The sequence below is a fragment of the Sphingopyxis sp. 113P3 genome, assembly GCF_001278035.1.
In the GTDB taxonomy this organism is placed as follows: domain Bacteria; phylum Pseudomonadota; class Alphaproteobacteria; order Sphingomonadales; family Sphingomonadaceae; genus Sphingopyxis.
This window is the reverse complement of the sequence record NZ_CP009452.1, coordinates 4,220,797-4,240,329: the sequence shown is the minus strand read 5'-3', so window position 1 is coordinate 4,240,329 and position 19,533 is coordinate 4,220,797. Positions and strand designations below refer to the sequence as shown.

Annotated in this window: 20 protein-coding genes; 10 read left to right on the top strand and 10 right to left on the bottom strand. The window is 66.0% G+C overall.

The annotated features are described in order from the left end of the window. Window positions 1–21: 21 nt before the first annotated feature. Window positions 22–426 (bottom strand): hypothetical protein, encoded by a 405-nt coding sequence (locus LH20_RS20500; RefSeq protein WP_053555819.1) that lies wholly within the window; start codon window positions 424–426, stop codon window positions 22–24. Beyond that, the gene (locus LH20_RS20495; protein ID WP_053556413.1) at window positions 423–1,103 is read right to left on the bottom strand and encodes an EI24 domain-containing protein; all 681 of its coding nucleotides are present in this window, start codon (window positions 1,101–1,103) and stop codon (window positions 423–425) included. The genes LH20_RS20500 and LH20_RS20495 overlap by 4 nt, the downstream gene beginning before the upstream one ends. Window positions 1,104–1,210: 107 nt before the next feature. Here LH20_RS20495 and LH20_RS20490 point away from each other — a divergent pair, with 107 nt between their 5' ends. Next, a complete protein-coding gene (locus tag LH20_RS20490) occupies window positions 1,211–2,209 on the top strand; it encodes an adenosine kinase (RefSeq protein WP_053555818.1) in 999 nt (332 codons plus the stop codon). Window positions 2,210–2,265: 56 nt separating this feature from the next. Then, complete coding sequence (locus LH20_RS20485) at window positions 2,266–2,529, top strand: hypothetical protein (RefSeq protein ID WP_053555817.1); 264 nt, start codon at window positions 2,266–2,268, stop codon at window positions 2,527–2,529. Here the strand turns inward: LH20_RS20485 and LH20_RS20480 are convergent, their stop codons facing one another. The 3 genes from LH20_RS20480 to tsaD all read right to left on the bottom strand — a co-directional run bounded on the left by LH20_RS20480 (window position 2,530) and on the right by tsaD (window position 6,192). Then, complete coding sequence (locus LH20_RS20480; RefSeq protein WP_083455521.1) at window positions 2,530–4,011, bottom strand: lipopolysaccharide biosynthesis protein; 1,482 nt, start codon at window positions 4,009–4,011, stop codon at window positions 2,530–2,532. A gap of 154 nt (window positions 4,012–4,165) precedes the next feature. After that, complete coding sequence (locus LH20_RS20475) at window positions 4,166–5,161, bottom strand: NAD(P)H-dependent glycerol-3-phosphate dehydrogenase (RefSeq protein WP_053555815.1); 996 nt, start codon at window positions 5,159–5,161, stop codon at window positions 4,166–4,168. After that, entirely contained in the window at window positions 5,158–6,192 is a 1,035-nt protein-coding gene (gene tsaD / locus LH20_RS20470; protein WP_053555814.1) for a tRNA (adenosine(37)-N6)-threonylcarbamoyltransferase complex transferase subunit TsaD, read from the bottom strand. Before tsaD ends, LH20_RS20475 begins: the two co-directional genes overlap by 4 nt. A gap of 97 nt (window positions 6,193–6,289) precedes the next feature. Here tsaD and hemC point away from each other — a divergent pair, with 97 nt between their 5' ends. Genes hemC through LH20_RS20445 form a run of 5 tightly spaced genes read left to right on the top strand, consistent with a single transcriptional unit; the run spans window position 6,290 to window position 11,223 of the window. Further along, the gene (gene hemC / locus LH20_RS20465) at window positions 6,290–7,237 is read left to right on the top strand and encodes a hydroxymethylbilane synthase (RefSeq protein ID WP_053555813.1); all 948 of its coding nucleotides are present in this window, start codon (window positions 6,290–6,292) and stop codon (window positions 7,235–7,237) included. After that, window positions 7,234–7,917 (top strand): uroporphyrinogen-III synthase, encoded by a 684-nt coding sequence (locus LH20_RS20460; RefSeq protein WP_053555812.1) that lies wholly within the window; start codon window positions 7,234–7,236, stop codon window positions 7,915–7,917. Before hemC ends, LH20_RS20460 begins: the two co-directional genes overlap by 4 nt. Window positions 7,918–7,943: 26 nt before the next feature. Next, complete coding sequence (locus tag LH20_RS20455) at window positions 7,944–8,849, top strand: mitofilin family membrane protein (protein ID WP_053555811.1); 906 nt, start codon at window positions 7,944–7,946, stop codon at window positions 8,847–8,849. Window positions 8,850–8,891: 42 nt separating this feature from the next. Further along, entirely contained in the window at window positions 8,892–10,088 is a 1,197-nt protein-coding gene (locus LH20_RS20450) for an acyl-CoA dehydrogenase (protein ID WP_053555810.1), read from the top strand. A gap of 1 nt (window position 10,089) precedes the next feature. Next, a complete protein-coding gene (locus LH20_RS20445) occupies window positions 10,090–11,223 on the top strand; it encodes a CaiB/BaiF CoA transferase family protein (protein ID WP_053555809.1) in 1,134 nt (377 codons plus the stop codon). 48 nt (window positions 11,224–11,271) lie between these two features. Here LH20_RS20445 and LH20_RS20440 read toward each other — a convergent pair whose 3' ends face one another. Further along, complete coding sequence (locus tag LH20_RS20440) at window positions 11,272–13,596, bottom strand: TonB-dependent receptor (RefSeq protein WP_053555808.1); 2,325 nt, start codon at window positions 13,594–13,596, stop codon at window positions 11,272–11,274. A 214-nt stretch (window positions 13,597–13,810) separates the two neighbouring features. On the opposite strand from LH20_RS20440, the gene LH20_RS20435 reads away from it, so the two are divergent. Next, window positions 13,811–14,464, top strand: coding sequence for a TetR/AcrR family transcriptional regulator (locus LH20_RS20435; RefSeq protein ID WP_053555807.1), 654 nt, complete (start codon window positions 13,811–13,813; stop codon window positions 14,462–14,464). 12 nt (window positions 14,465–14,476) lie between these two features. Here the strand turns inward: LH20_RS20435 and metW are convergent, their stop codons facing one another. The 3 genes from metW to metX are packed head-to-tail and all read right to left on the bottom strand — an operon-like array spanning window position 14,477 to window position 16,618. Further along, complete coding sequence (metW, locus tag LH20_RS20430; RefSeq protein WP_053555806.1) at window positions 14,477–15,064, bottom strand: methionine biosynthesis protein MetW; 588 nt, start codon at window positions 15,062–15,064, stop codon at window positions 14,477–14,479. Further along, window positions 15,048–15,497, bottom strand: coding sequence for a hypothetical protein (locus tag LH20_RS20425; RefSeq protein ID WP_053555805.1), 450 nt, complete (start codon window positions 15,495–15,497; stop codon window positions 15,048–15,050). Before LH20_RS20425 ends, metW begins: the two co-directional genes overlap by 17 nt. Next, complete coding sequence (gene metX / locus LH20_RS20420) at window positions 15,494–16,618, bottom strand: homoserine O-acetyltransferase MetX (protein WP_053555804.1); 1,125 nt, start codon at window positions 16,616–16,618, stop codon at window positions 15,494–15,496. Before metX ends, LH20_RS20425 begins: the two co-directional genes overlap by 4 nt. Before the next feature lie 79 nt (window positions 16,619–16,697). On the opposite strand from metX, the gene hisC reads away from it, so the two are divergent. Together hisC and LH20_RS20410 are read left to right on the top strand one after the other, a co-directional pair. Then, complete coding sequence (hisC, locus tag LH20_RS20415; protein ID WP_053555803.1) at window positions 16,698–17,813, top strand: histidinol-phosphate transaminase; 1,116 nt, start codon at window positions 16,698–16,700, stop codon at window positions 17,811–17,813. Between the two features lie 8 nt (window positions 17,814–17,821). Continuing rightward, window positions 17,822–18,724 carry a prephenate/arogenate dehydrogenase family protein gene (locus LH20_RS20410; RefSeq protein WP_053555802.1) on the top strand — a complete coding sequence of 301 codons (903 nt, stop codon included), beginning with the start codon at window positions 17,822–17,824 and terminating at the stop codon, window positions 18,722–18,724. Between the two features lie 72 nt (window positions 18,725–18,796). Here LH20_RS20410 and LH20_RS20405 read toward each other — a convergent pair whose 3' ends face one another. Continuing rightward, the gene (locus tag LH20_RS20405) at window positions 18,797–19,525 is read right to left on the bottom strand and encodes a lysophospholipid acyltransferase family protein (RefSeq protein ID WP_053555801.1); all 729 of its coding nucleotides are present in this window, start codon (window positions 19,523–19,525) and stop codon (window positions 18,797–18,799) included. Window positions 19,526–19,533: the final 8 nt, after the last annotated feature.

The following is a 19,533-nucleotide window of genomic DNA, read 5'->3' as shown; positions in this document are numbered from 1 at the left end:
TCGCCGCTTTCGATGGGCGCCTCAGCGCCTCAGCGCCGAAATGCAGCCGTCGATGTTTGCGTCACGGCCGTCGGGCGCCCGGGCATCCACATGGGTCGCGAGCGGCTTCGCACCCTGCCTGGGGGCATAATAATAGACGTCGAGGATACAGGCTTCGCCCGCGAACTGAAGTTTGCGTCCGGCACCTTCGGTGACGTCGAGCCGTGGCTTGCCGAACAGGGAGATTGCAGAGTCGGCGTCGTGACCGATCAGACTGTTGTGCTGCACGACGCGCGGTGCCGTAATCGGCGCCGGTGCGGGCCCCTGGGGGGCTGGTCGAGGGGCGGCCGAGCCCGGGGGCGCGGGGCGCGGTATCGCGGGACCGGCGCAGCCGGCGAGCAGCAGCGCGATTGCGGCGGCGGGTCCCAGATGCTGGTGCCGGATCATTTGTCGTCCCTCTTCCCCAGATGAAGCATGTGCACGGCCATAGCGGCGGCGATGATGGGGGCCAAGAAATTGACGACGGGTATCAGGAAAGCTGCGGCGGACAGCAGCCCGAGCGACCAGCGTGCAGTGCGGTCGAACCGCGGCTGGCCGGGGTGGCGCGCCAGGACCATCGCCTCGAGATCGCGCCCGAGCAGCAACGCGTTGACCGCCAGCGCGAGAATCGGCGTGCCGATACCGGTAACGAGAAGCAGAATGTAGAAGGGCAGCGCCGCGAGATTGCCGAGGATCAGCCGCATCAGCGAGGCGAACGCAAGGACAGCGTTGCGCCGCCAGTCGACATCGACTGCGCGCCGCGCCGCGGCGGGATAATGGCGTGTCTCGATATCGGCAACGATACCGTCTGCGAACAGGCCGATGACAGCGATAGCGGCCGCGCGGAACAGAAGCCAGCTTGCGCCGATCAGTGCGAGGAGAATGACGATCCCGGCCATGTCGAGGTTCGCGCCGGCAAGCCATTGCCCGCGCGAGAGCGCCGAGCGCGAAGCGAAGAATATCGCCGCGCCCGCGGCAAGGAGGATCAAGAGGGTGAGCGCCAGGCTCGCGGCGAGGATCCGGAGCACGCGTGGGCTTGGCAGGTCGCGGAGCGCGAGGAGCAGGGCGTGAAGGGCGCTGGTCATGGGGGCCGGGATGCTGGGGGCTGCGGCGCGCGTCAAGCGCCGCGCTTGCCTTGGCGGGCGCCGCCGATTAAGGCGCGGCAGCTTTTCCCAACATCACAGGATTTTTCATGGCCTCCACCGCCCGATTCGACGTCGTTGCCATCGGCAATGCCATCGTCGACGTCATCGCCCGCGCCGAGGATGCGCTGATCGAGGCCGAGGGCCTGACCAAAGGTTCGATGCGGCTGATCGACGCGGCGGAGGCGACCCGCCTCTATGCCGCGATGGGCCCGGCGGTCGAAATGTCCGGGGGCTCGGCAGCGAACACCCTTGCGGGAATGGCCGCGCTCGGCCGTCGCTGCGCTTTCATCGGACAGGTCGCCGACGATCAGCTCGGTCATGTCTTCACCCATGATCTGCGCGCCCTCGGCGTCGCCTTTGAGACGCCGCCGCTCAGCAGCGGCGCGCCGACCGCGCGCTGCCTGATTCTGGTGACCCCCGACGGGCAGCGGACGATGAACACCTTTCTGGGCGCGAGCCACCTGCTCGACCAGGCGATGATCGATGAGGCGGTTATCGCCGATTCCGACACCCTTTATCTCGAGGGCTATCTTTGGGACCCGCCGCTGTCGCGAGCCGCGATGCGCCGCGCGATTGAGGTCGCGCGCGGGGCCGGACGCAAGGTCGCTTTCACGCTTTCCGACGCCTTCATCATCGACAGGCACGGCGAGGATTTTCGCGCGCTGATCGGTGAGGGGCTGTTCGACATTCTTTTTGCGAATGAAGTCGAGATCAAGGCACTCGCCGGGGAGGAGGATTTCGAAGCCGCGGTCGCCAAGGTCGCTGCCGAGGTGCCCTTGCTCGCCGTGACGCGGAGCGAAAAGGGGGCGATCGCGATCATGGACGGCGTCCGCTCCGAGGTGGGCGCCGAGCCAATCGACACAGTGGTCGACACGACCGGGGCCGGTGACCTTTTCGCTGCGGGCTTCCTTGCGGGGCAGGCCGAGGGACGCAGCATCGCCGATTGTCTGACCATGGGCGCGGTATGCGCGCGTGAGATTATCGCGCAGGTCGGCCCGCGTGCTCAGAGCGACCTCAAGGCGCAAGTCGCCGCTCGTCTCGGATAGGAACCCGGCCCGGCCTTCGCGCGTCCTATGCCGCAAACGGCACGAGGAGAATGCAAATGGCCGATGAAATCCATAGCACGCGCGACCCCGACGGGACGACGCACACCACGACGATCGTCGATCGCGAGCCGCGACGCGGCGGCAGTTTCGGGATGATGCTCATCCTGCTCGTCGCGATTGTGGTTGCAGCGTTTGTCGCCTTTCAGTTTCTGGGCAACGAACGGGCCGAAACCGGGGCGATCAGTGATGCGGCCCAGAAAGTGGGCGATGCCGCGCAGAATGTGGGGGAGGCCGCTTCGGACGCGCTCCGCGACCGATAATCATCCGGCGGCGTCCTGAACCCCTTCGGGATGTTTTCGGAAAAGTGCGCGGTCGGCCGGGCCGAACCCACGTGTCCAGATCAACCAGGCATAGACGCCGAGAATGAAGGGTACGCCGAGCAGCAACTCGGCCCATTCGGGGAGCTGGGTTGCGCCCCAACCAAGAACCGCCGCGCCCGCAGTCGCCCAGACGAGCGCCCAGCGCAGGCTGTTTACCGGCGCTTTCAGGATGCGCGCGAGAAGCCACGCCTTCGCAACCGAAGCAAATCCCAGCGCCAGCATGAGCGCGAGCGCCACTGCGCCCGCATAATAGATTGGTGGCATCTCCATCGACCGCGCGGCGAAAATCAGGCCCACGCTTAGCGCTGCCTGGAGCGCGAGGGTCGCAAGGCTGATCAGAAGGTTCCGGTGGCGCGCGACATAGACAAGCGCGGCTTCGCTCACCACCGCGGTCGCGGCAACGACTTCGGCGGCGAGCAGGAATGCGAGCGCTCCGGTACCAACGACGAATTCGGGCCCGACGAGGCCCATTACCGCCTCGCCTGGGATGCCGAGCGCAAGCGCTACCCCTGCCTGCGCGGCTATGATCCAGAAGCCGACCTGGCTGACCTGGGCGGCGACCGCGGCAAAGCGCTTCTCCGCGAGGCTGCGCGTGATGACGGGGCCGAGGATCGGCTCGAAGCTTGTCTTGAGCTTTTGCGGCAGCGAGGCAACCTGCTGCGCCATATAATAGATGCCATAGATGGTCGGCGAGGTGAACTGGCCGAGGATGAAGAGATCGAGGCGGCGCGTTCCCCACTCGATGGCATCGGCGGCGGCGAGCGGCGCGTTGCGGCGTGCGAGCCCGATCAGATGCGCGGGATGCGGGCGCCAGACTCCGGGACCGCCATAGTGGCGGATCATCGGCCACAAAGCCGTCAGGAACGCCGCGACCATCGCCGCGGCGTAGGAGAGCATCAGCCCGTCGTGCACGGACACGAACCAGAAGCCGACCGCCGCGATGCTGATCGCCCAAGGCTCGACGATCGCGCGCGCGCGCACTGTCGCGCCGATGTCGAAGCGATAGGCGCAGGCGGCCAGCGCGATTTCGGTGCCCGCGATGGCAAAGACAAGCAGTGCCATCCAGCGATCAGTCTCGCTGACGTCGCCTGCAGGATACATGAGGTGCGGCAGGAGGAAGAGGATCGCCGAACCGAGCGCCGAGGCGAGGAATGCGACGAACATTCCGTCCCATACGACGATGCGCGGGTCCGCGCCGGGGGCACTCAATTGTTCTGCAAGGCCACGTTTGAGGCCGAGCGTCGCAACCTGCGCGACCAGCTCGATGACGAGCACCGCAAAAGCGAACCGGCCCACCAGATCAGCACCGTACCAGCGGCCGGCCACGTACAGGAAGGGCAGGCGCGCGACGAGACGCAGAACGAAGCCGAAGAAATTGGTGCGGCCACCCTTGGCAAGCGCGGCCGCATCGGCGTCGTGCATGGGCTGATCAGGCGTGGAATGGGAGGGGGAGGGCGCGGCTGCGCTGTCCGTCTGGCTCAAGCCTCGCGCCCCTTCTGCTCATCCCCGCCGCAGAGTCTAGCGCGCCTCGGCGATGCAGGCAATCGTGCGCGCGCGAACAGGGATGGGGTATGTCTCACGCGCCTTCGCGTCGCAGCGGCCGGCTGAGCAGCGCCTGAACCGCATCGGCGACGCTGGTTTCGCCCGCGACGAGGCGCGCGACCGCATCGGTAATCGGCATGTCGATGCCCCCTGCGCGCGCTGCTGCAGCCACAACTGGCGCGCTGAACGCGCCTTCGGCAACGGTGCGGCGATCCGCCATGAGCTCTGCGGCGGACTGGCCGCGTCCAAGGCCTTGGCCGAGCGCAAAGTTGCGCGAGTTGGACGAGGTGCAGGTGAGCACGAGATCGCCAAGTCCGGCCAGTCCCGCGAGCGTTTCGGCCTGGGCGCCGCGTGCGAGGCCAAAACGCGTCATTTCAGCGAAACCGCGGCTGATCAGGGCCGCGCGCGCGTTGAGGCCCAATCCGGCCCCGTCGACGATGCCGCAGGCGATCGCGAGGATATTCTTGACGGCTCCGCCGATCTCGGCGCCGATCACGTCAGTCGAAGCATAGGGCCGAAAATGCGGTCGCGCGAGCGCGTGGGCGAGCGCTTCGGCAAGTGCGAGATCGTCAGCGGCGAGCGTTATCGCGGTTGGCAGCCCGGCTGCAACTTCGTGCGCAAAGGTCGGCCCCGACAACACCGCACGCGGGCGGGCCGGGAAGGCATCGCGTGCCAGGTCGACGGGGAAGGCGAAGCTCTCTGCCTCCATGCCCTTGCTGCAAAAAACCAGCGGTGAATTGTCCGGAGGCAGCGAGCCGAGAACGGCGCGCAAATAGGGGACGGGAACGACGACGAGCAGCGCGTCCAGATCTTTCAGATCGGCGAGGTTCGCGGTTGCGGTCAGCGAGGGCGCGAGCGGCGCGTCGGGCAAGAAAAGCGGATTTCGGTGCTGTGTGTTAATCGCCTGGACGACCTCTTCCTCGCGCGCCCAGAGGCGAACCGGCGCGCCGTCCGCGGCAAGGAGCTGAGCAAGCGCGGTTCCCCACGCACCGCCGCCGACCACGCCGAAGCGAACGAAGGATGACGTCATGCTTTCACTCCCGCTCCGCGAACCGGCTCCGCCGTGTCGTCGAGCGGCCAGCGCGGCCGAGCTGCGACCGACAGGGGATCGGTGAGACCCGCGGCGAGCCGCTCGGCACCCGCCCAGGCAATCATCGCGCCATTGTCAGTGCAGAGCCACAGCGGCGGTGCGACAAAGGGTTTGTCGAAGCGAGCGGCAAGTTCGGTCAGTGCGGAGCGGACCGCGCCATTGGCCGCGACGCCGCCTGCGACGACAAAAGCGCTCGCCTCGGGACAGGCTGAAAGGGCGATGCGGGAGCGGTCGACAAGGCAGTCGACCACGGCCTGCTGGAAGGAAGCGGCAAGGTCGGGGATGCTGTGCTCGCCCGCTGCAGCTGCGCGCGCAACCGCACTCTTGAGCCCAGCAAAGGAGAAATGGGGCTCGCTGCTGCCGACGAGAGGGCGCGGCAAAGCCACCGCGTGCGGGTCTCCGGCCGCCGCAACGCGTTCAATCGCCGGACCACCCGGATAACCGAGACCGAGCAGTTTGGCAGTCTTGTCGAACGCCTCGCCGGCGGCATCGTCGATCGTTGTCGCGAGACGCCGGTAATCGCCGACGCCGCGGACGAGAAGGAGCTGGCAATGCCCGCCCGAGACGAGCAGTAGCAGATAGGGAAACGCAAGGCTGGCGTCGATGAGACGCGGCGAAAGCGCGTGTCCCTCAAGATGATTGACGGCAACCAAGGGCTTGCCCGCCGCGTGGGCGAGCGCCTTGCCTGTGACGAGGCCGACCATCACTCCGCCGATCAGCCCCGGCCCCGCCGTCGCCGCGATCGCATCGACATCGGCGAGTGAAACGCCTGCGTCGGTGAGCACCCCCTCGATGAGCGGTGCGAGGCGGTCGACATGGGCGCGCGCCGCAATCTCGGGGACGACGCCGCCATAGGGTCTGTGCTCGGCCTCCTGTCCTGCGACGCGGTGCGCAAGGACGCGCCGCTCGCTGTCGACGAGCGCTGCCGCGGTTTCGTCGCAGCTCGATTCCAGGCCGAGGATCAAGGTCATTTGCTCTGCCCCCTTACTCGCGCGGGACGCCGGGGAGCAAGCGGGGTTGCGCGTGCGCCATCTTCCCTTTCGCCCGCGCAGCGCCTAGCAGCGGCGCATGACCGAGATTCCAACCCTCGACGCGCCGCTGCGTATCGGCACGCGCGCCTCGCCGCTAGCGATGGCGCAGGCAACCATGGCGGCGACGGCGCTCCGCTCGGCGCACGGGCTAGATGCTGCGGCGCTCGTCATCGTGCCGATCACGGCAACCGGGGACAAGATTCAGGACCGCGCGCTGGCGGAGGTCGGTGGCAAAGCCTTGTGGACCCGCGAGCTCGACGCGATGCTTGATACCGGCGTTATCGATGTCGCGGTGCATAGTCTGAAGGATGTCGAAACGCTCCGCGACGCGCGCTTCAGGCTGGCGGCGATACTGCCCCGCGCCGACCCGCGCGACCGGCTCGTGGTTCGCGAGGGGCTCGTGGCCTCGACGATCGCGGACCTGCCACCCGGAGCGAAACTGGGAACGAGTAGCCCGCGCCGCGCCGCACAGGTCAAGCGGCTGCGCGCGGACCTCGAAACGGTGCTGCTGCGCGGCAATGTGGCGACACGACTCGCCAAACTCGCGGCAGGCGAGGCCGATGCGACCCTCCTCGCGGCGGCGGGGCTCGATCGGCTCGGACTGCACGACATCGGCGTTGTGCAGGATGCAGCGCTCCTGCTTCCCGCTGCATCGCAGGGGGCGATCGGGATCGAATGCCGCTCGGACGATGGACGGGTGCACGCGCTGGTCGCGGCGGTGGACGACGCGCGGACGCATGCCGCGGTGATGGCGGAGCGCGCCTTTCTCGCCGCGCTGGGCGGCGACTGCCGTTCGCCGGTTGCGGCGCATGCGCGCTTCCTGAACGACGGCACGCTCCGGCTCGACGGCGAGATTTTCTCGGTCGACGGCGCCGACCATGTGGCGGATCATGCCCTTATCGGCGACAGCGAGGCCGCGGCGGTACTTGCGCGCCGGCTGCTCGCCGAAGCCCCTGAATCTGTCCGGCGCCTGTTCGCGCCATGAGCAAAGGGCTGCCGCTCATTGTCACGCGCCCCGATCCTGGTGGAGCAGCGACGGTGTCTCGCGCGCGCGCGGTCGGGCTCGACGCGCGGCATTGTCCGCTCTTTGCGGTGCACCCGCTCGCCTGGACCGCGCCCGATCCCGCTCACTTCGACGCGCTGCTGCTGACGAGCGCGCAGGCGGCCCGGCTCGGAGGCGACGGTCTGGCAAGGCTGGCGGTGCTGCCCGTCCATGCGGTCGGCGCGGCGACGGCTGAGGCCGCGCGCGCGGCGGGTCTCAGCGTCGTAGAAGTTGGCGCAACCGACGGGCAGACATTGATCGATGCCATGACGTCACGCGGAATAGAGCGGATTCTTTGGCTTTGCGGGCGCGATCGGACGCGCTTCGACGCGCGCGGTGCTGCGATTAGCGCGATTGCCTGCTATGCGGCCGATGCCGTAGCGCCGCCCGACGACTGGCCGGCCTTGATCACCGCGCCCGCGGTCCTTCTCGCGCACAGCCGGCGCGGTGCTGAACGGATCGCCGACCTCGTGCCGGGTAGACGCGCGCATCTGACGCTCGGGGCGATCAGCTGCAAGGCGGCGGCTGCGGCGGGGGCAGGATGGAGCAATGTCGCAGTTGCAGAGCGACCCGATGACGCGGCAATGTTGGCACTCGCCTGTGCTTTGTGCCACAAAGGCTGAAAAATGGGGTCGTTCGAAAGAGAGATATGGCAATCGACAGCGACAAAAGCGTCCGCACCGACGAGGGCGCTCGCGGAAAGAGTCCTTCGTTCCGTAGTTTAGCGATCGGCGCCATGCTGGTCCTGGTGATCGGCATTGTCGGCGGCGGATGGGCGATGACGCGCCTGCTGCCAGGCAGCGGGCCGGCGCCCGCCATTAAGGTGGCGCCCGCGCCGGTGCCAGGCAGCGCTGTGTCACCCGAAGATAGTGCGGCACCGGCGGCGCGGCCCGCCGAGCCCGCAATGGTCGTGGCTCCGGTGGATAGTGCGAGCGCCCTGTCGGTACGGGTGGCGGAGCTTGAAACGCGGCTGTCGCGCATCACGCTTGAAGCGGCGTCGGCGTCAGGGAACGCGACGCGCGCCGAGGGGTTGCTGATCGCATTTGCTGCGCGCCGGGCACTCGACCGCGGTCTGTCGCTCGGCTATCTTGAGGCGCAGCTGCGGCTGCGCTTTGGAGATGACCAGCCCAATGCGGTAAAGACGATCATCGATACCTCGCGCGACCCGATTACCCTCGAGCAACTGCGCAGCGAACTCGATGCGCTCGCCCCGCAGCTCGTTGGCCGCAATGGCGAGAGCAGCGGCAGTCTGTGGACCGGTTTCAGGCGCGAACTCAGCGAATTGTTCGTCGTGCGCCCGGCGGGCGCTCCGTCGCCGCGCGCGTCCGAGCGCATCGAACGCGCGCGCCGATATCTGGGAGCGGGGCAGGTCGACAAGGCGATCGAGGAGGTTCAGGCGCTCCCCGGGGCGGAAGCAGCGAGCGAGTGGCTGATCGATGCGCGCCGCTATCACGAGGCGCGGCGCGCGCTTGACCTCATCGAGACCGCAGCGATATTGGAGCCACGCGACAGCCCCGCTGCCGCGATCGCCCGCAAGGGCGCGACCACTCCCTAGCAGCCCGATCGCTGGGCCGCGCTTTTGAAGAAAGCCGATCCGATGGCCGATCCGCAGCGCATCGAGGCGCTCGACCCGTTCGACCCGCTGGCGCTCGAAGCCGAGCTCTCTGAGGAAGAAAGGATGGTGCGCGACACCGCGCGTGGTTATGCGCAAGGCGCGCTGCTGCCCCGCGTCACCTCTGCCTTCCTCGAGGAGCGTTTCGACCGCGAGATCATGCGCGAAATGGGACAACTCGGCCTGCTCGGCGCGACCATCGATCCTGAATATGGTGGAGCCGGGCTCAATTATGTCAGCTACGGGCTGATCGCACGCGAAGTCGAGCGCGTCGATTCAGGTTATCGTTCGGCCTGCTCGGTGCAAAGCAGCCTCGTGATGCACCCGATCAACGCCTATGGCAGCGAGGAGCAGAAACGTCGCTTCCTGCCAGGCCTCGCTTCGGGCGAGCTGGTCGGCTGCTTTGGTCTTACCGAGCCCGATGCGGGCAGCGACCCCGCGGGGATGCGAACGCGCGCAGAGAAGATCGAAGGCGGCTACCGCCTCAAGGGCGCGAAGATGTGGATTACCAATTCGCCGATCGCGGACGTTTTTGTCGTCTGGGCGAAATCCGACGCCCATGATGGTGCGATCCGCGGATTCCTCCTCGAGAAGGGAATGAAGGGTCTGGCGGCCCCAAAGATCGAGGGCAAGGTTTCGTTGCGCGCATCGATCACCGGCGAAATCGTGATGGACGGGGTTGAGGTCGGTGAAGACGCGTTGCTCCCCAATGTGTCAGGGTTGAAGGGCCCATTTGGCTGCCTCAATCGTGCGCGCTACGGCATCGGCTGGGGCGCTATGGGTGCCGCAGAATTCTGCTATGAAGCAGCTCGCAGTTACACACTTGAGCGCAAGCAGTTCGGGCGGCCGCTTGCGGCGAACCAGATCGTGCAGCTCAAGCTTGCAAACATGCTCACCGAGATCGCGCTCGGCACCGAGGCCGCGCTGCGCGTGGGGCGGTTGATCGACGAGGGGCGGCTTGCCCCCGATCGGATCAGCCTCTTGAAGCGCAACAATTGCGGCAAGGCGCTCGATATCGCGCGGACCGCGCGCGACATGCATGGCGGCAACGGCATCGCGGCCGAATATCATGTGATCCGCCACGCCGTGAATCTCGAGACGGTGAACACCTATGAGGGCACGCACGACGTCCACGCGCTGATCCTCGGCCGCGCGATCACCGGCATCAGCGCCTTTTCCTGATATGAACCAGTCGGTTTCGCGGCCGCTCGAGGGCCTGCGCGTCATTGAACTTGCCCGCGTGCTCGCGGGCCCCTGGTGCGGACAATTGCTCGCTGACCTCGGTGCCGAGGTGATCAAGATCGAGCGGCCGGAGGTGGGCGACGATACGCGCCATTGGGGCCCGCCTTTTGTGACGGGCGCGGCGGGCGAAGATCTGGGCGCCGCCTATTATCACAGCTGCAACCGCGGCAAGCGAAGCATCGCGATCGACATCGCGACCGGCGCGGGGCAGACCGCGCTGCGCGAGCTGCTCGCAGACGCCGACGTCGTTATCGAAAATTACAAGGTGGGGGGGCTCGCCAAATATGGCCTCGACCCCGCGCGGCTTCGCGCCGACTTTCCGCAGCTGATCGTCTGTTCGGTCACGGGTTTTGGCCAGACCGGCCCTTATGCGCACCGTGCCGGCTACGACTATATCGTCCAGGCGATGAGCGGATTCATGTCGCTCACCGGCGAGCCCGATGGGCCGCCGCAGAAGGCCGGCATCGCCTATGCCGACATCTTCACCGGCCTCTATTCGACCGTTGCCATCCTTGCCGCGCTGCGGCGTCGTGACGTCATGGGGGCAGGGGCCCATATCGACATGGCCCTCCTCGACAGCCAGGTCGCGGTGCTCGCCAATCAGGCCGCCAACTATCTGGCGAGCGGGGTCGTGCCAAAGCGGATGGGCAGCGGACATGCCAATGTCGTCCCCTATCAGGTCTTTGCGACGGCCGATGGGCAGCTTGTCATCGCGGTGGGCAATGACAGTCAGTACCGCAAGCTTTGCACGATCCTGGGCATGCCCGAATGGGGCACGGACCCACGCTTTGCGACCAATGCAGCGCGGCTTGAGAACCGCTCTACCCTGATCCCGATGCTGGCGGCAAAGATTGCCGCCTGGGACGCGCAGCCGCTTTCGCTCGCGCTTGACGCCGAGGGCGTGCCGGCGGGGCCGATCAACGATCTCGCCGGCGTCTTCGCTGATCCGCAGGTGGTGGCGCGCGGCATGCGCTTTCGCCCCGAAGGTGCGGCAATCGACGCTGTCGCGAGCCCGATTGTCATCGACGGCGAGCGAATGATCGCCGCGCGCGGGGCGCCGCCGCTCGGGGAATAAAAAGGGGCGCACAACCGGCGCCCCTTCCCCTTTTTCGGACGCGGGTCCTCAGAATTTCATGGTACCCGTCACGAAGACCTGACGCGGGTTGCCGTAGAAAGCGGTGAGCACGCCTTCAAGACCGAGCGTCGAGCCGCCCGCGGCATTCTGATAATTATAACCCGACGTGATATAATGCTTGTTCGCGAGGTTCTTGCCGTGGAGGCCGATCGAATAGTCGCCGCTGTCGGCGGTCCAGACGAGGCTTGCGTCCCATAGCACATAGCCCGGCTGGTCGAGCGCCGGGATCGGCACTTCGAACTGGTGGGTGAGGCTGCGATAGGTGAGACCGGTCGAGGCATCGACCATGCCGCCCATCGCCGGGATCGTCGCGGCGATTGTGCCGGCGGCGGTCCACTTGGGCGTGTTCTGGAAGGTTCGCTCATCCGAGACATCGACGCCGGTCGGGCCGATGAAGCGCTTGTATTTTGCGTCGATGAAGCCGACCGATCCGTTGAAGCGGACCGCCGAACCCGCCCCCGCGAAATCGCGGGCGAGCACGGCACTGGCTTCGGCTTCGAAACCCTGGAGGCGTGCCTTTGCGGCGTTGGTGGTGATACCGCAGAAGCTTTGAACCCCGCCGACCACACACCCGACCGAGCCTGGTATCTGCACGTCCTTATAGTCCATGTAGAAGCCGGCGAGGCTGAGCGTCAGCCGGCGGTCAAGCAGCGATCCCTTGTAGCCAATCTCGTAACTGTCGACCTTTTCCGGGTCGAAGGCGAGGAAGTTGTAGATATCGGCATAGGTCCGCCCGACGCTGGCATCGCTGATCGGCGCCGAGGTTCCCGAGCCGCGGGGATCGAAGCCGCCGCCCTTGAATCCTTTCGAATAGGAGGCGTAGATCAAATTGTCGGCGTCGGGCTTGAAGCTCAGCGATGCGCGCGGTGTGAATTCCTTGAAGGTGCGCTGGCCCCGGAAATCGGTAGCGACCGCGATGGCGATGGGATCGAGAGTGCCGCCGAATTCGGGAGACAGACCCGTGATCCGGTTCGCCTTGTAAACGAAGGCGTCGCGCTTGTCGTTTGTATAGCGCCCTCCGACCGACAGGCTGAGACTGTCGGTGAAATCGAAGGTGAAGTCGCCGAACACCGACCAGGTGTCGGTCCGCACGTCGCCCGCCGTATATCCGTTGAGTCCCGGAAGTCCGATCGTCGCGCCGGTCAGACCCAGAAGCACATCGAACGACGTCGCGGCGCGGGCATCGAGATAATAGAAGCCGACGAGACCGTGAAGCCGGTCACTGTCGTACAGGAGCTGAAATTCCTGACTGAGCTGCTCGTTGCGATAAACCGCGGGCACGTCGACGTCGACGGCTGGCAGCGCATCGAAATCGATCGGCGTGAAGCTCGTATCCTTGCGCCACGCACTGATCGAACGCAGCGTCAGATTGTCGCTCAGCTCGGCAGAGACGTTCATGGCGAGGCCATAGGCCTTCACATCCTGCTTCGGGTCGTTGAGCCCGGCACGGGTGTCATAGACATTGTCGAGGACGGGCGCGCCAGAGATAAGGCCGGGGATCAGGCGGTGCCCGTTGCGCGGGTCCGACTTGTCGCGCGTGTAGTCACCCGAAATGCGAATGAAGACGGGCGCTCCGTGGCCCCCCATTTCAATCGAAGCGCGGCCCGCCCATACGTCCTTGTTGTAGTTTTCAAGCCCCGGAATATTGAGATTATCACCGAAGCCACCGCGCGACAGGCGCGCGACCGAGCCACCGACGCGGATCAGGTCGCTGACCGGCGCGCTGGCCGTCACGACGAGGTCGGCCTGCTTGAAGGTGCCCAGCGTGCCGCGGATGCGCAGCTCAGGGGTGTCGGGGTCGAGGCGTCGCGTCACATATTTGACCGCACCGCCGATTGTATTGCGCCCGTAAAGCGTGCCCTGCGGACCCCGCAGGACCTCGATTCGTTCGACGTCGTAGATGTCGAGCACAGCTGCTTGCGGACGGTTGAGATAGACGTCGTCGAGATAGATGCCGATCCCTGCTTCAAAGCCCGGCACCGGATCTTGCTGGCCAACGCCCCGGATGAAGGCGGTGAGGGTCGAGTTGGTGCCGCGCGAATTTTCGAGCGTCGTATTCGGGGCCATGTTGGCGATGTCGGTGATGTCGAGCGCGCCGGCCTTGGCGAGTGTATCGCCTGAAATGGCGGTCACCGCGATCGGCACGTCGACCAGCCTCTCGTCGCGGCGGCGCGCCGTGACGATGATTTCGCCTGCATCGTCGCTGATCGCTCCTGGATCCTCCTGTGCGAAGGCAGCGGGCGCGAACGCGAGCATCGACATCGTCGTTGTGGCGAGGATCGCGCGGCGCATCTGGCGGGCGAAAGGACGCATGATGAGTCTCCCATGTCACGGGTGACCTCTCGCCACCCCCCATTTGCCGTTAATGGCATGATCTTTTCGCGGACCTGGTCTTGCCAAGCCGCGGCAGGGTCAATAATGAAAGGTGAACCAAGTTTCAACTTCGAACTTGGTTCCGGCGCTTTTTGCTTGCCAGTGGTGCGAAAATGCCACGATTGAGGCAGGGGCGGCAAGAGGGAATGGCGCGATGGATGAGCCGAACAGAGCGGCGGCAGAGGAGCGATCGGCACCGGACGCCGCCGGCACACGCGACAAGACCCCGCGAACGGATCGCGGGCGGAGAACCCTGCGCAAGCTCCTTGACGCGGCCGCCGTCGAATTTGGCGAGCGCGGCTTTCACGAAGCGTCAATCAGCGCGATCACGCGGCGGGCGGGCACTGCGCTCGGCAGCTTCTATACCTATTTCGATTCCAAGGAGGAAATCTTTCAGGCGCTTGTCCGCTATATGAGCGAGCAGCTGCGCGACCATGTGACGCCAATCGTCCAGACCGCTCCCGACGAAATTGCCGCTGAGCGCATAGGCCTTGAATCCTTTCTGGGTTTCGTTCGCGAACATCGCGAAATTTACCGTATCATCGACGAGGCCGAGTTCGTCGATTACGCGAGCTATCGCCGCCACTATGAAACGACCGTCGAGCGCATTCGCCAGCGGCTGGACGCGGGCGCCGCGCGCGGCGAAATCCGCTCCGACGTCGGCGAGATTCACGCCTGGGCGATTGCCGGAATGAACGTCTTTCTGGGCATGCGTTATGGCTTGTGGGACGCTGACGCCGACATTGTTGAGGTTGCACGGACCGCGAATGACTTGCTGGCGAAGGGATTGAGGCCGAGCGATCGCTAGGCAACGGCGGCATCAGCCCCGCGCGATCAGGAATATTGCGTGTTCGGCGCGCCAGCTTGCCGCCGCGTCGCTCGTGGGGCGGTCACCCGAGAGATACCAGGCGCGCTCGACTGCGATGCCGCGTGCGCGCACCAGGTCCCGAAAATCGCTTACCGTGACATGGTGGATGTTCGGGGTTTCATACCAGGCGACGGGAAGCAGCCGGGTTACCGGCATCCGGCCGTTCCACAGCAGGGCAAGCCGCACGCGCCAGTGCGCAAAATTGGGAAAACTGACAAAAGCGCGGGGCGCGATGCGAAGCAGTTCATCTACGACGCGATCGGGTCGCTCGGTCGTTTGGAGCGTCTGTGAGAGAATGGCATAGTCGAAGGCGTTGTCGGGATAGTCGGCCAGATCGTGGTTGGCGTCGCCTTGAACGACCGACTGACCGCGGGCGATTGCTGCTGTGACATTGGCGGGATCGATCTCCAGCCCGCGCGCATCGACACCCTTTTCGCGGAGCGCGGCCATCAGTTCGCCGTCGCCGCAGCCGACGTCGAGCACGCGTGACGCCCCAGGGACCGCGTCTGCGATGATTGCAAGGTCAGGACGCAGCTTCATCGGTCTGCCGCTTGTGAACGTCGGGGACATGCCTCTGCATGAAGGGCTTGCTATCCTCAAGAGGTGTCCATCCGAGCGAGGAATGAAGAGTGTGGGCGTCCCGGGCGGGAAGCATCCCGCGCCGCAACCCCTGACGTTCGGCGTGATCGTGGAGCGCTGTCACCATGTGCGCTGCAAGACTGTGCCCGCGACGGGTCCCGAGTACATAGCGGTCAGCGAGAGAAGCGACGCTCGCCCGGTGGGTGATGACGCGGGCCACACCGATCTCTTCGCCAGTCGGTGCAAAGGCGCCGATGCAGAGCGAACCGGCAACGGCACCTTCGGCGACTGCGGGGGCGATATCCTCGGCCCGATCGCTTTGCGTCAGAACGTCATGGATTGCATCAACCTGCATGCCCACAGGTGCGAAGGACAGGCGCGAGCTATCGGTCACGCGAGGCCTGCCTCAAGAGACCCCGCCACTATCGCGTCGAGCGCAGGAACCTCGAGAAGGAAGCTGTCATGGCCGAAGGGCGCCGACAGCTCGACGAAGCTCGCCGCCGCGCCGACGCTTTGCAGCGCCTGGACGATGCGGCGCGATTCGGCGGTGGGGTAGAGCCAGTCGGTGTCGAAGCTTACCAGGGTGAAACGTACATCTTTAGCACCCGCAAAGGCGTTCGCGAGCTGGCCATCATGCGCTTCTGCGAGGTCGAAATAATCCATCGCGCGGGTGATGTAGAGATAGGCGTTTGCGTCAAAGCGATCGGTAAATGCGAGCCCCTGATGTCTGAGATAGGATTCGATCTGGAAATCCGCGTCGAAACCGAAGCTCTTCGCATCGCGGGCCTGCAGGCGGCGACCGAATTTCTCGGTCAGCCCCGCTTCGGACAAATAGGTGATGTGCGCCGCCATCCGCGCGACAGCGAGGCCCTTCGTCGGCCCGCGCGTACCGCCATAATATTGGCCGTCCTGCCAGTCTGGATCGGCCATGATCGCCTGTCGCCCCACTTCGTGAAACGCGATATTCTGCGCCGAATGACGCGCCGCGCTGGCGATAACGATCGCCGAGGCAAGCCGTTCGGGATAGGCCGAGGCCCAGGCAAGCGTCTGCATTCCGCCCATCGAACCGCCGATGACGGCATGAAGCCGGGCGATGCCGAGATGGTCGAGCAGCATGGCCTGTGCACGCACCATGTCGCCGATCGTAATCACCGGAAATGCCATGCCGAGCGGCGCACCGGTCAGAGCATCGGGACTCGCCGGGCCGCTCGACCCCATGCAGCTGCCGAGCACATTGGCGCAGATCACGAAAAAGCGGTCCGTGTCGACGGGCTTGCCCGGCCCAACCATACGCGCCCACCAGCCGGGCTTGCCGGTCGCGGGATGATTGCTCGCGACATATTGGTCGCCGGTGAGCGCGTGGCAGACCAGCACCGCGTTCGATTTGTCCGGCGCGAGCGTGCCGTAGCTTTGATAGGCAATCGTTACGGAGGGCAGCGACTGGCCGCTGTCGAGCGCCAGCGGTGCGTTGATCGTCACGCCGTGATGCTGGATCTCGTGAAGCAGGCTCGCCATCGCTCGCGCGGGGCTAAGCGCGCAGTGGGGCGCTGTCAACGTGCTGGACTCGGGCGGTGCAGCCGCTAAACGGCGCGGCATGACCAACGTGACCCCGACGCTCACACCGAAGCCGTGGATCAGCGGCATCGCTCCCTATGTTCCCGGCAAGTCCGCGGGCGCCGACGGGCGGCCGTTGATCAAGCTCAGCGCGAACGAAAACTCGCTCGGCACCAGCGATGCGGCGCGCGCAGCCTTCGCGGCAGCGCAGGGCGCCGCCGATGCTCTATCGCGCTATCCCGACCCGGGATCCAACCATCTGCGCGAAGCGATTGCCGCCAAGTTCGGGCTCGATCCGTCGCGCATCATCTGCGGCAACGGGTCGGACGAACTGCTGCACCTTGCCGCCGGGACCTACGCCGGCGCGGGCGACGAGATTCTCTATGTGCGTTATGGATTTGCGGTCTACGAGATCGCGGCCCGGCGGGTCGGCGCAACCCCCGTCGAGGCCGAGGATCGCGACTATGCGACCGATGTCGACGCGCTCCTCGCCGCGGTGACCGACAAGACACGCGTCGTCTATCTTGCCAATCCGAACAATCCGACCGGGACCCTCGCGACGCGCGAGGAGGTAGCGCGGCTCCATGCGGGCCTGCCCAAGGATGTGCTGTTCGTGATCGACCAGGCCTATGCAGAATATCTCGCGCCCGACCAGGACGACGGCGGCCTCGAACTGGCGAAGACAGAGCCGAACGTCTTTGTCACCCGGACCTTTTCGAAGATTCACGGCCTCGCCGCCGAGCGGATCGGGTGGGGCTATGCGTCTTCGGACGTGATTTCGTCACTGCACCGCATTCGCCTCCCCTTCAATGTCACGCGCGCCGGACAGGCAGCGGCGGTCGCAGCGCTCGGCGATGATGATTTTGTAATCCGCAGCCGCGAGCATAATGCCCGGTGGCGCGCCTGGCTGGCGCGGGAGATAGAGGGGCTGGGGAATCATGGCGTGCGCGTCGTACCGTCGGCGACAAACTTCCTGCTCGTGCTGTTCGAGGGCAGCGTGAGCGCCGAGACGGTGTATAATCGCCTGATGGACGCGGGCTATATCGTACGCTGGCTGCCGGGGCAGGGGCTGCCACATGCGCTGCGCATGACGATCGGCACCGAGGAAGAGACGCGAGGGCTGGCGGCGGCGATCCGCGCCGCGCTTGCGGGCTGACTGCGGCGATGGCGATCGAACGTCTTGCAGTCATAGGGCTCGGGCTGATCGGCTCCTCGATCGCACGCGCGGTCAAGGCTCGGTTGCCGGGTGTGGCAGTGACCGGCCACGATGTCAGCGCCGAGGTGAGGGGCGAGGCGCGCTTGCTCGGCTTTTGTGACCGTATTGCAGACGATGCAGCCGATGCGGTGAGGGACGCCGACCTTGTGATTCTGGCCGTGCCGGTTGGCGGTATGGCCGATGCGGCACGCGCCATGGCGCCGGGGCTTGCGCAAAGCGCGATCGTCTCGGACGTCGGCTCATCGAAGGCAGGAGTGGGTGCGGCGCTGCGCGCGGCGCTGCCTGGTCACCTGGTTATCCCGGCGCACCCGGTCGCGGGGACTGAAAACAGCGGCCCCGCCGCGGGCTTTGCGACGCTGTTCGAAGGGCGCTGGTGCATTATCACCCCCGCCCCCGACGCGCCGGTGGATGCTGTCGCCGCGCTGACCGGCTTCTGGCAAGCACTCGGCGCGACCGTCGACACGATGGACGCCGAACATCACGACATGGTGCTTGCCGTGACGAGCCATTTGCCGCACCTGATCGCTTATACGATCGTCGGTACCGCGAGCGAGCTTGAGGAAGTGACCGAGAGCGAAGTGATCAAATATTCCGCGGGTGGGTTTCGCGATTTCACGCGCATCGCGGCGAGTGACCCTGTGATGTGGCGCGACGTTTTTCTCGCCAATAAGGACGCGGTGCTTGCAACGCTGCAGCGCTTCAACGAAGACCTGACCGTGCTTCAGCAGGCCATCCGTCGCGGCGACGGCGACAAGCTTGAGGCGTGGTTCACGCGAACGCGGGCGATCCGTCGTTCGATTATCGCCGAAGGTCAGGATGATCCGGCGCCCGACTTCGGCCGGAAGCATTAGAAACCCGCGCGTGCGGAGCAGAAGGTGCCGGGAAACCATGCGGGATCCCCGCCCTTTTCAACGCGAACGGAATTATGATGAAGCCGGCTGCTCCAGCGCCTCGGGCGGATTGAGCGCGTTGATCGCGCGCCAGACGCGCGCCTCGGCCTCTTCGCGGGGAAGACCCGCAGGGATCGTGTCGCCGATTTTGTAGGTGATCGTGCCAGGCCATTTGACCCAGCGGTGGGGCGGGTAGGCGATGCCGCTGTCCACCGCGACCGGGATCACCGGCACGCCGAGCAAGCGGTACATACCGGCAAAGCCGGCGCGGAGGGGCGGCGCGAGCCCATGCGGGACGCGCGTGCCTTCCGCGAAGAGCACGAGCGGGCGGCCCGCGTTGAGCGCTGCCCTTGCGGCGGCGAGCATGGCGCGCATCGCCTTGCCCCCGCCGTCGCGATCGACCGGGATGAGACCATAGAAGCGTGCCGCCTGCCCCCAGACTGGTATCGAGAAGAGCTCCTCCTTTGCAAACACCGCGGGCCAGCGGAACAGCAAGGGCTGTTCGATTGTTTCGAACGCCCCCTCATGCTTGAAGACATAGAGGACAGGTGTGTCGGGCATCGCGCCTTCGACAACGATCCGGTGCCCCAGGATACCCCGGCATATGAGCCGGTGGAAGGCAGCCCAGCCCCGCACGAATGCGCGCGTCGCGAGGTGCGAAATCGGCAACGCGACGACGGCGCCGATCGAGCAGATGGTGCTGGCGAGGAAGAAGGCGAGCCAGAACAGGATGGAGCGGAAAAGGGCGAGAGTATAGTGCACGGGCGGGG

Coding starts and splice junctions, on each gene's coding strand:
- LH20_RS20500 (WP_053555819.1), bottom strand. CDS start 426: ATGATCCGGCACCAGCATCTGGGACCCGCCGCCGCAATCGCGCTGCTG.
- LH20_RS20495 (WP_053556413.1), bottom strand. CDS start 1,103: ATGACCAGCGCCCTTCACGCCCTGCTCCTCGCGCTCCGCGACCTGCCA.
- LH20_RS20490 (WP_053555818.1), top strand. CDS start 1,211: ATGGCCTCCACCGCCCGATTCGACGTCGTTGCCATCGGCAATGCCATC.
- LH20_RS20485 (WP_053555817.1), top strand. CDS start 2,266: ATGGCCGATGAAATCCATAGCACGCGCGACCCCGACGGGACGACGCAC.
- LH20_RS20480 (WP_083455521.1), bottom strand. CDS start 4,011: ATGCACGACGCCGATGCGGCCGCGCTTGCCAAGGGTGGCCGCACCAAT.
- LH20_RS20475 (WP_053555815.1), bottom strand. CDS start 5,161: ATGACGTCATCCTTCGTTCGCTTCGGCGTGGTCGGCGGCGGTGCGTGG.
- tsaD (WP_053555814.1), bottom strand. CDS start 6,192: ATGACCTTGATCCTCGGCCTGGAATCGAGCTGCGACGAAACCGCGGCA.
- hemC (WP_053555813.1), top strand. CDS start 6,290: ATGACCGAGATTCCAACCCTCGACGCGCCGCTGCGTATCGGCACGCGC.
- LH20_RS20460 (WP_053555812.1), top strand. CDS start 7,234: ATGAGCAAAGGGCTGCCGCTCATTGTCACGCGCCCCGATCCTGGTGGA.
- LH20_RS20455 (WP_053555811.1), top strand. CDS start 7,944: ATGGCAATCGACAGCGACAAAAGCGTCCGCACCGACGAGGGCGCTCGC.
- LH20_RS20450 (WP_053555810.1), top strand. CDS start 8,892: ATGGCCGATCCGCAGCGCATCGAGGCGCTCGACCCGTTCGACCCGCTG.
- LH20_RS20445 (WP_053555809.1), top strand. CDS start 10,090: ATGAACCAGTCGGTTTCGCGGCCGCTCGAGGGCCTGCGCGTCATTGAA.
- LH20_RS20440 (WP_053555808.1), bottom strand. CDS start 13,596: ATGCGTCCTTTCGCCCGCCAGATGCGCCGCGCGATCCTCGCCACAACG.
- LH20_RS20435 (WP_053555807.1), top strand. CDS start 13,811: ATGGATGAGCCGAACAGAGCGGCGGCAGAGGAGCGATCGGCACCGGAC.
- metW (WP_053555806.1), bottom strand. CDS start 15,064: ATGAAGCTGCGTCCTGACCTTGCAATCATCGCAGACGCGGTCCCTGGG.
- metX (WP_053555804.1), bottom strand. CDS start 16,618: ATGGCGAGCCTGCTTCACGAGATCCAGCATCACGGCGTGACGATCAAC.
- hisC (WP_053555803.1), top strand. CDS start 16,698: ATGACCAACGTGACCCCGACGCTCACACCGAAGCCGTGGATCAGCGGC.
- LH20_RS20410 (WP_053555802.1), top strand. CDS start 17,822: ATGGCGATCGAACGTCTTGCAGTCATAGGGCTCGGGCTGATCGGCTCC.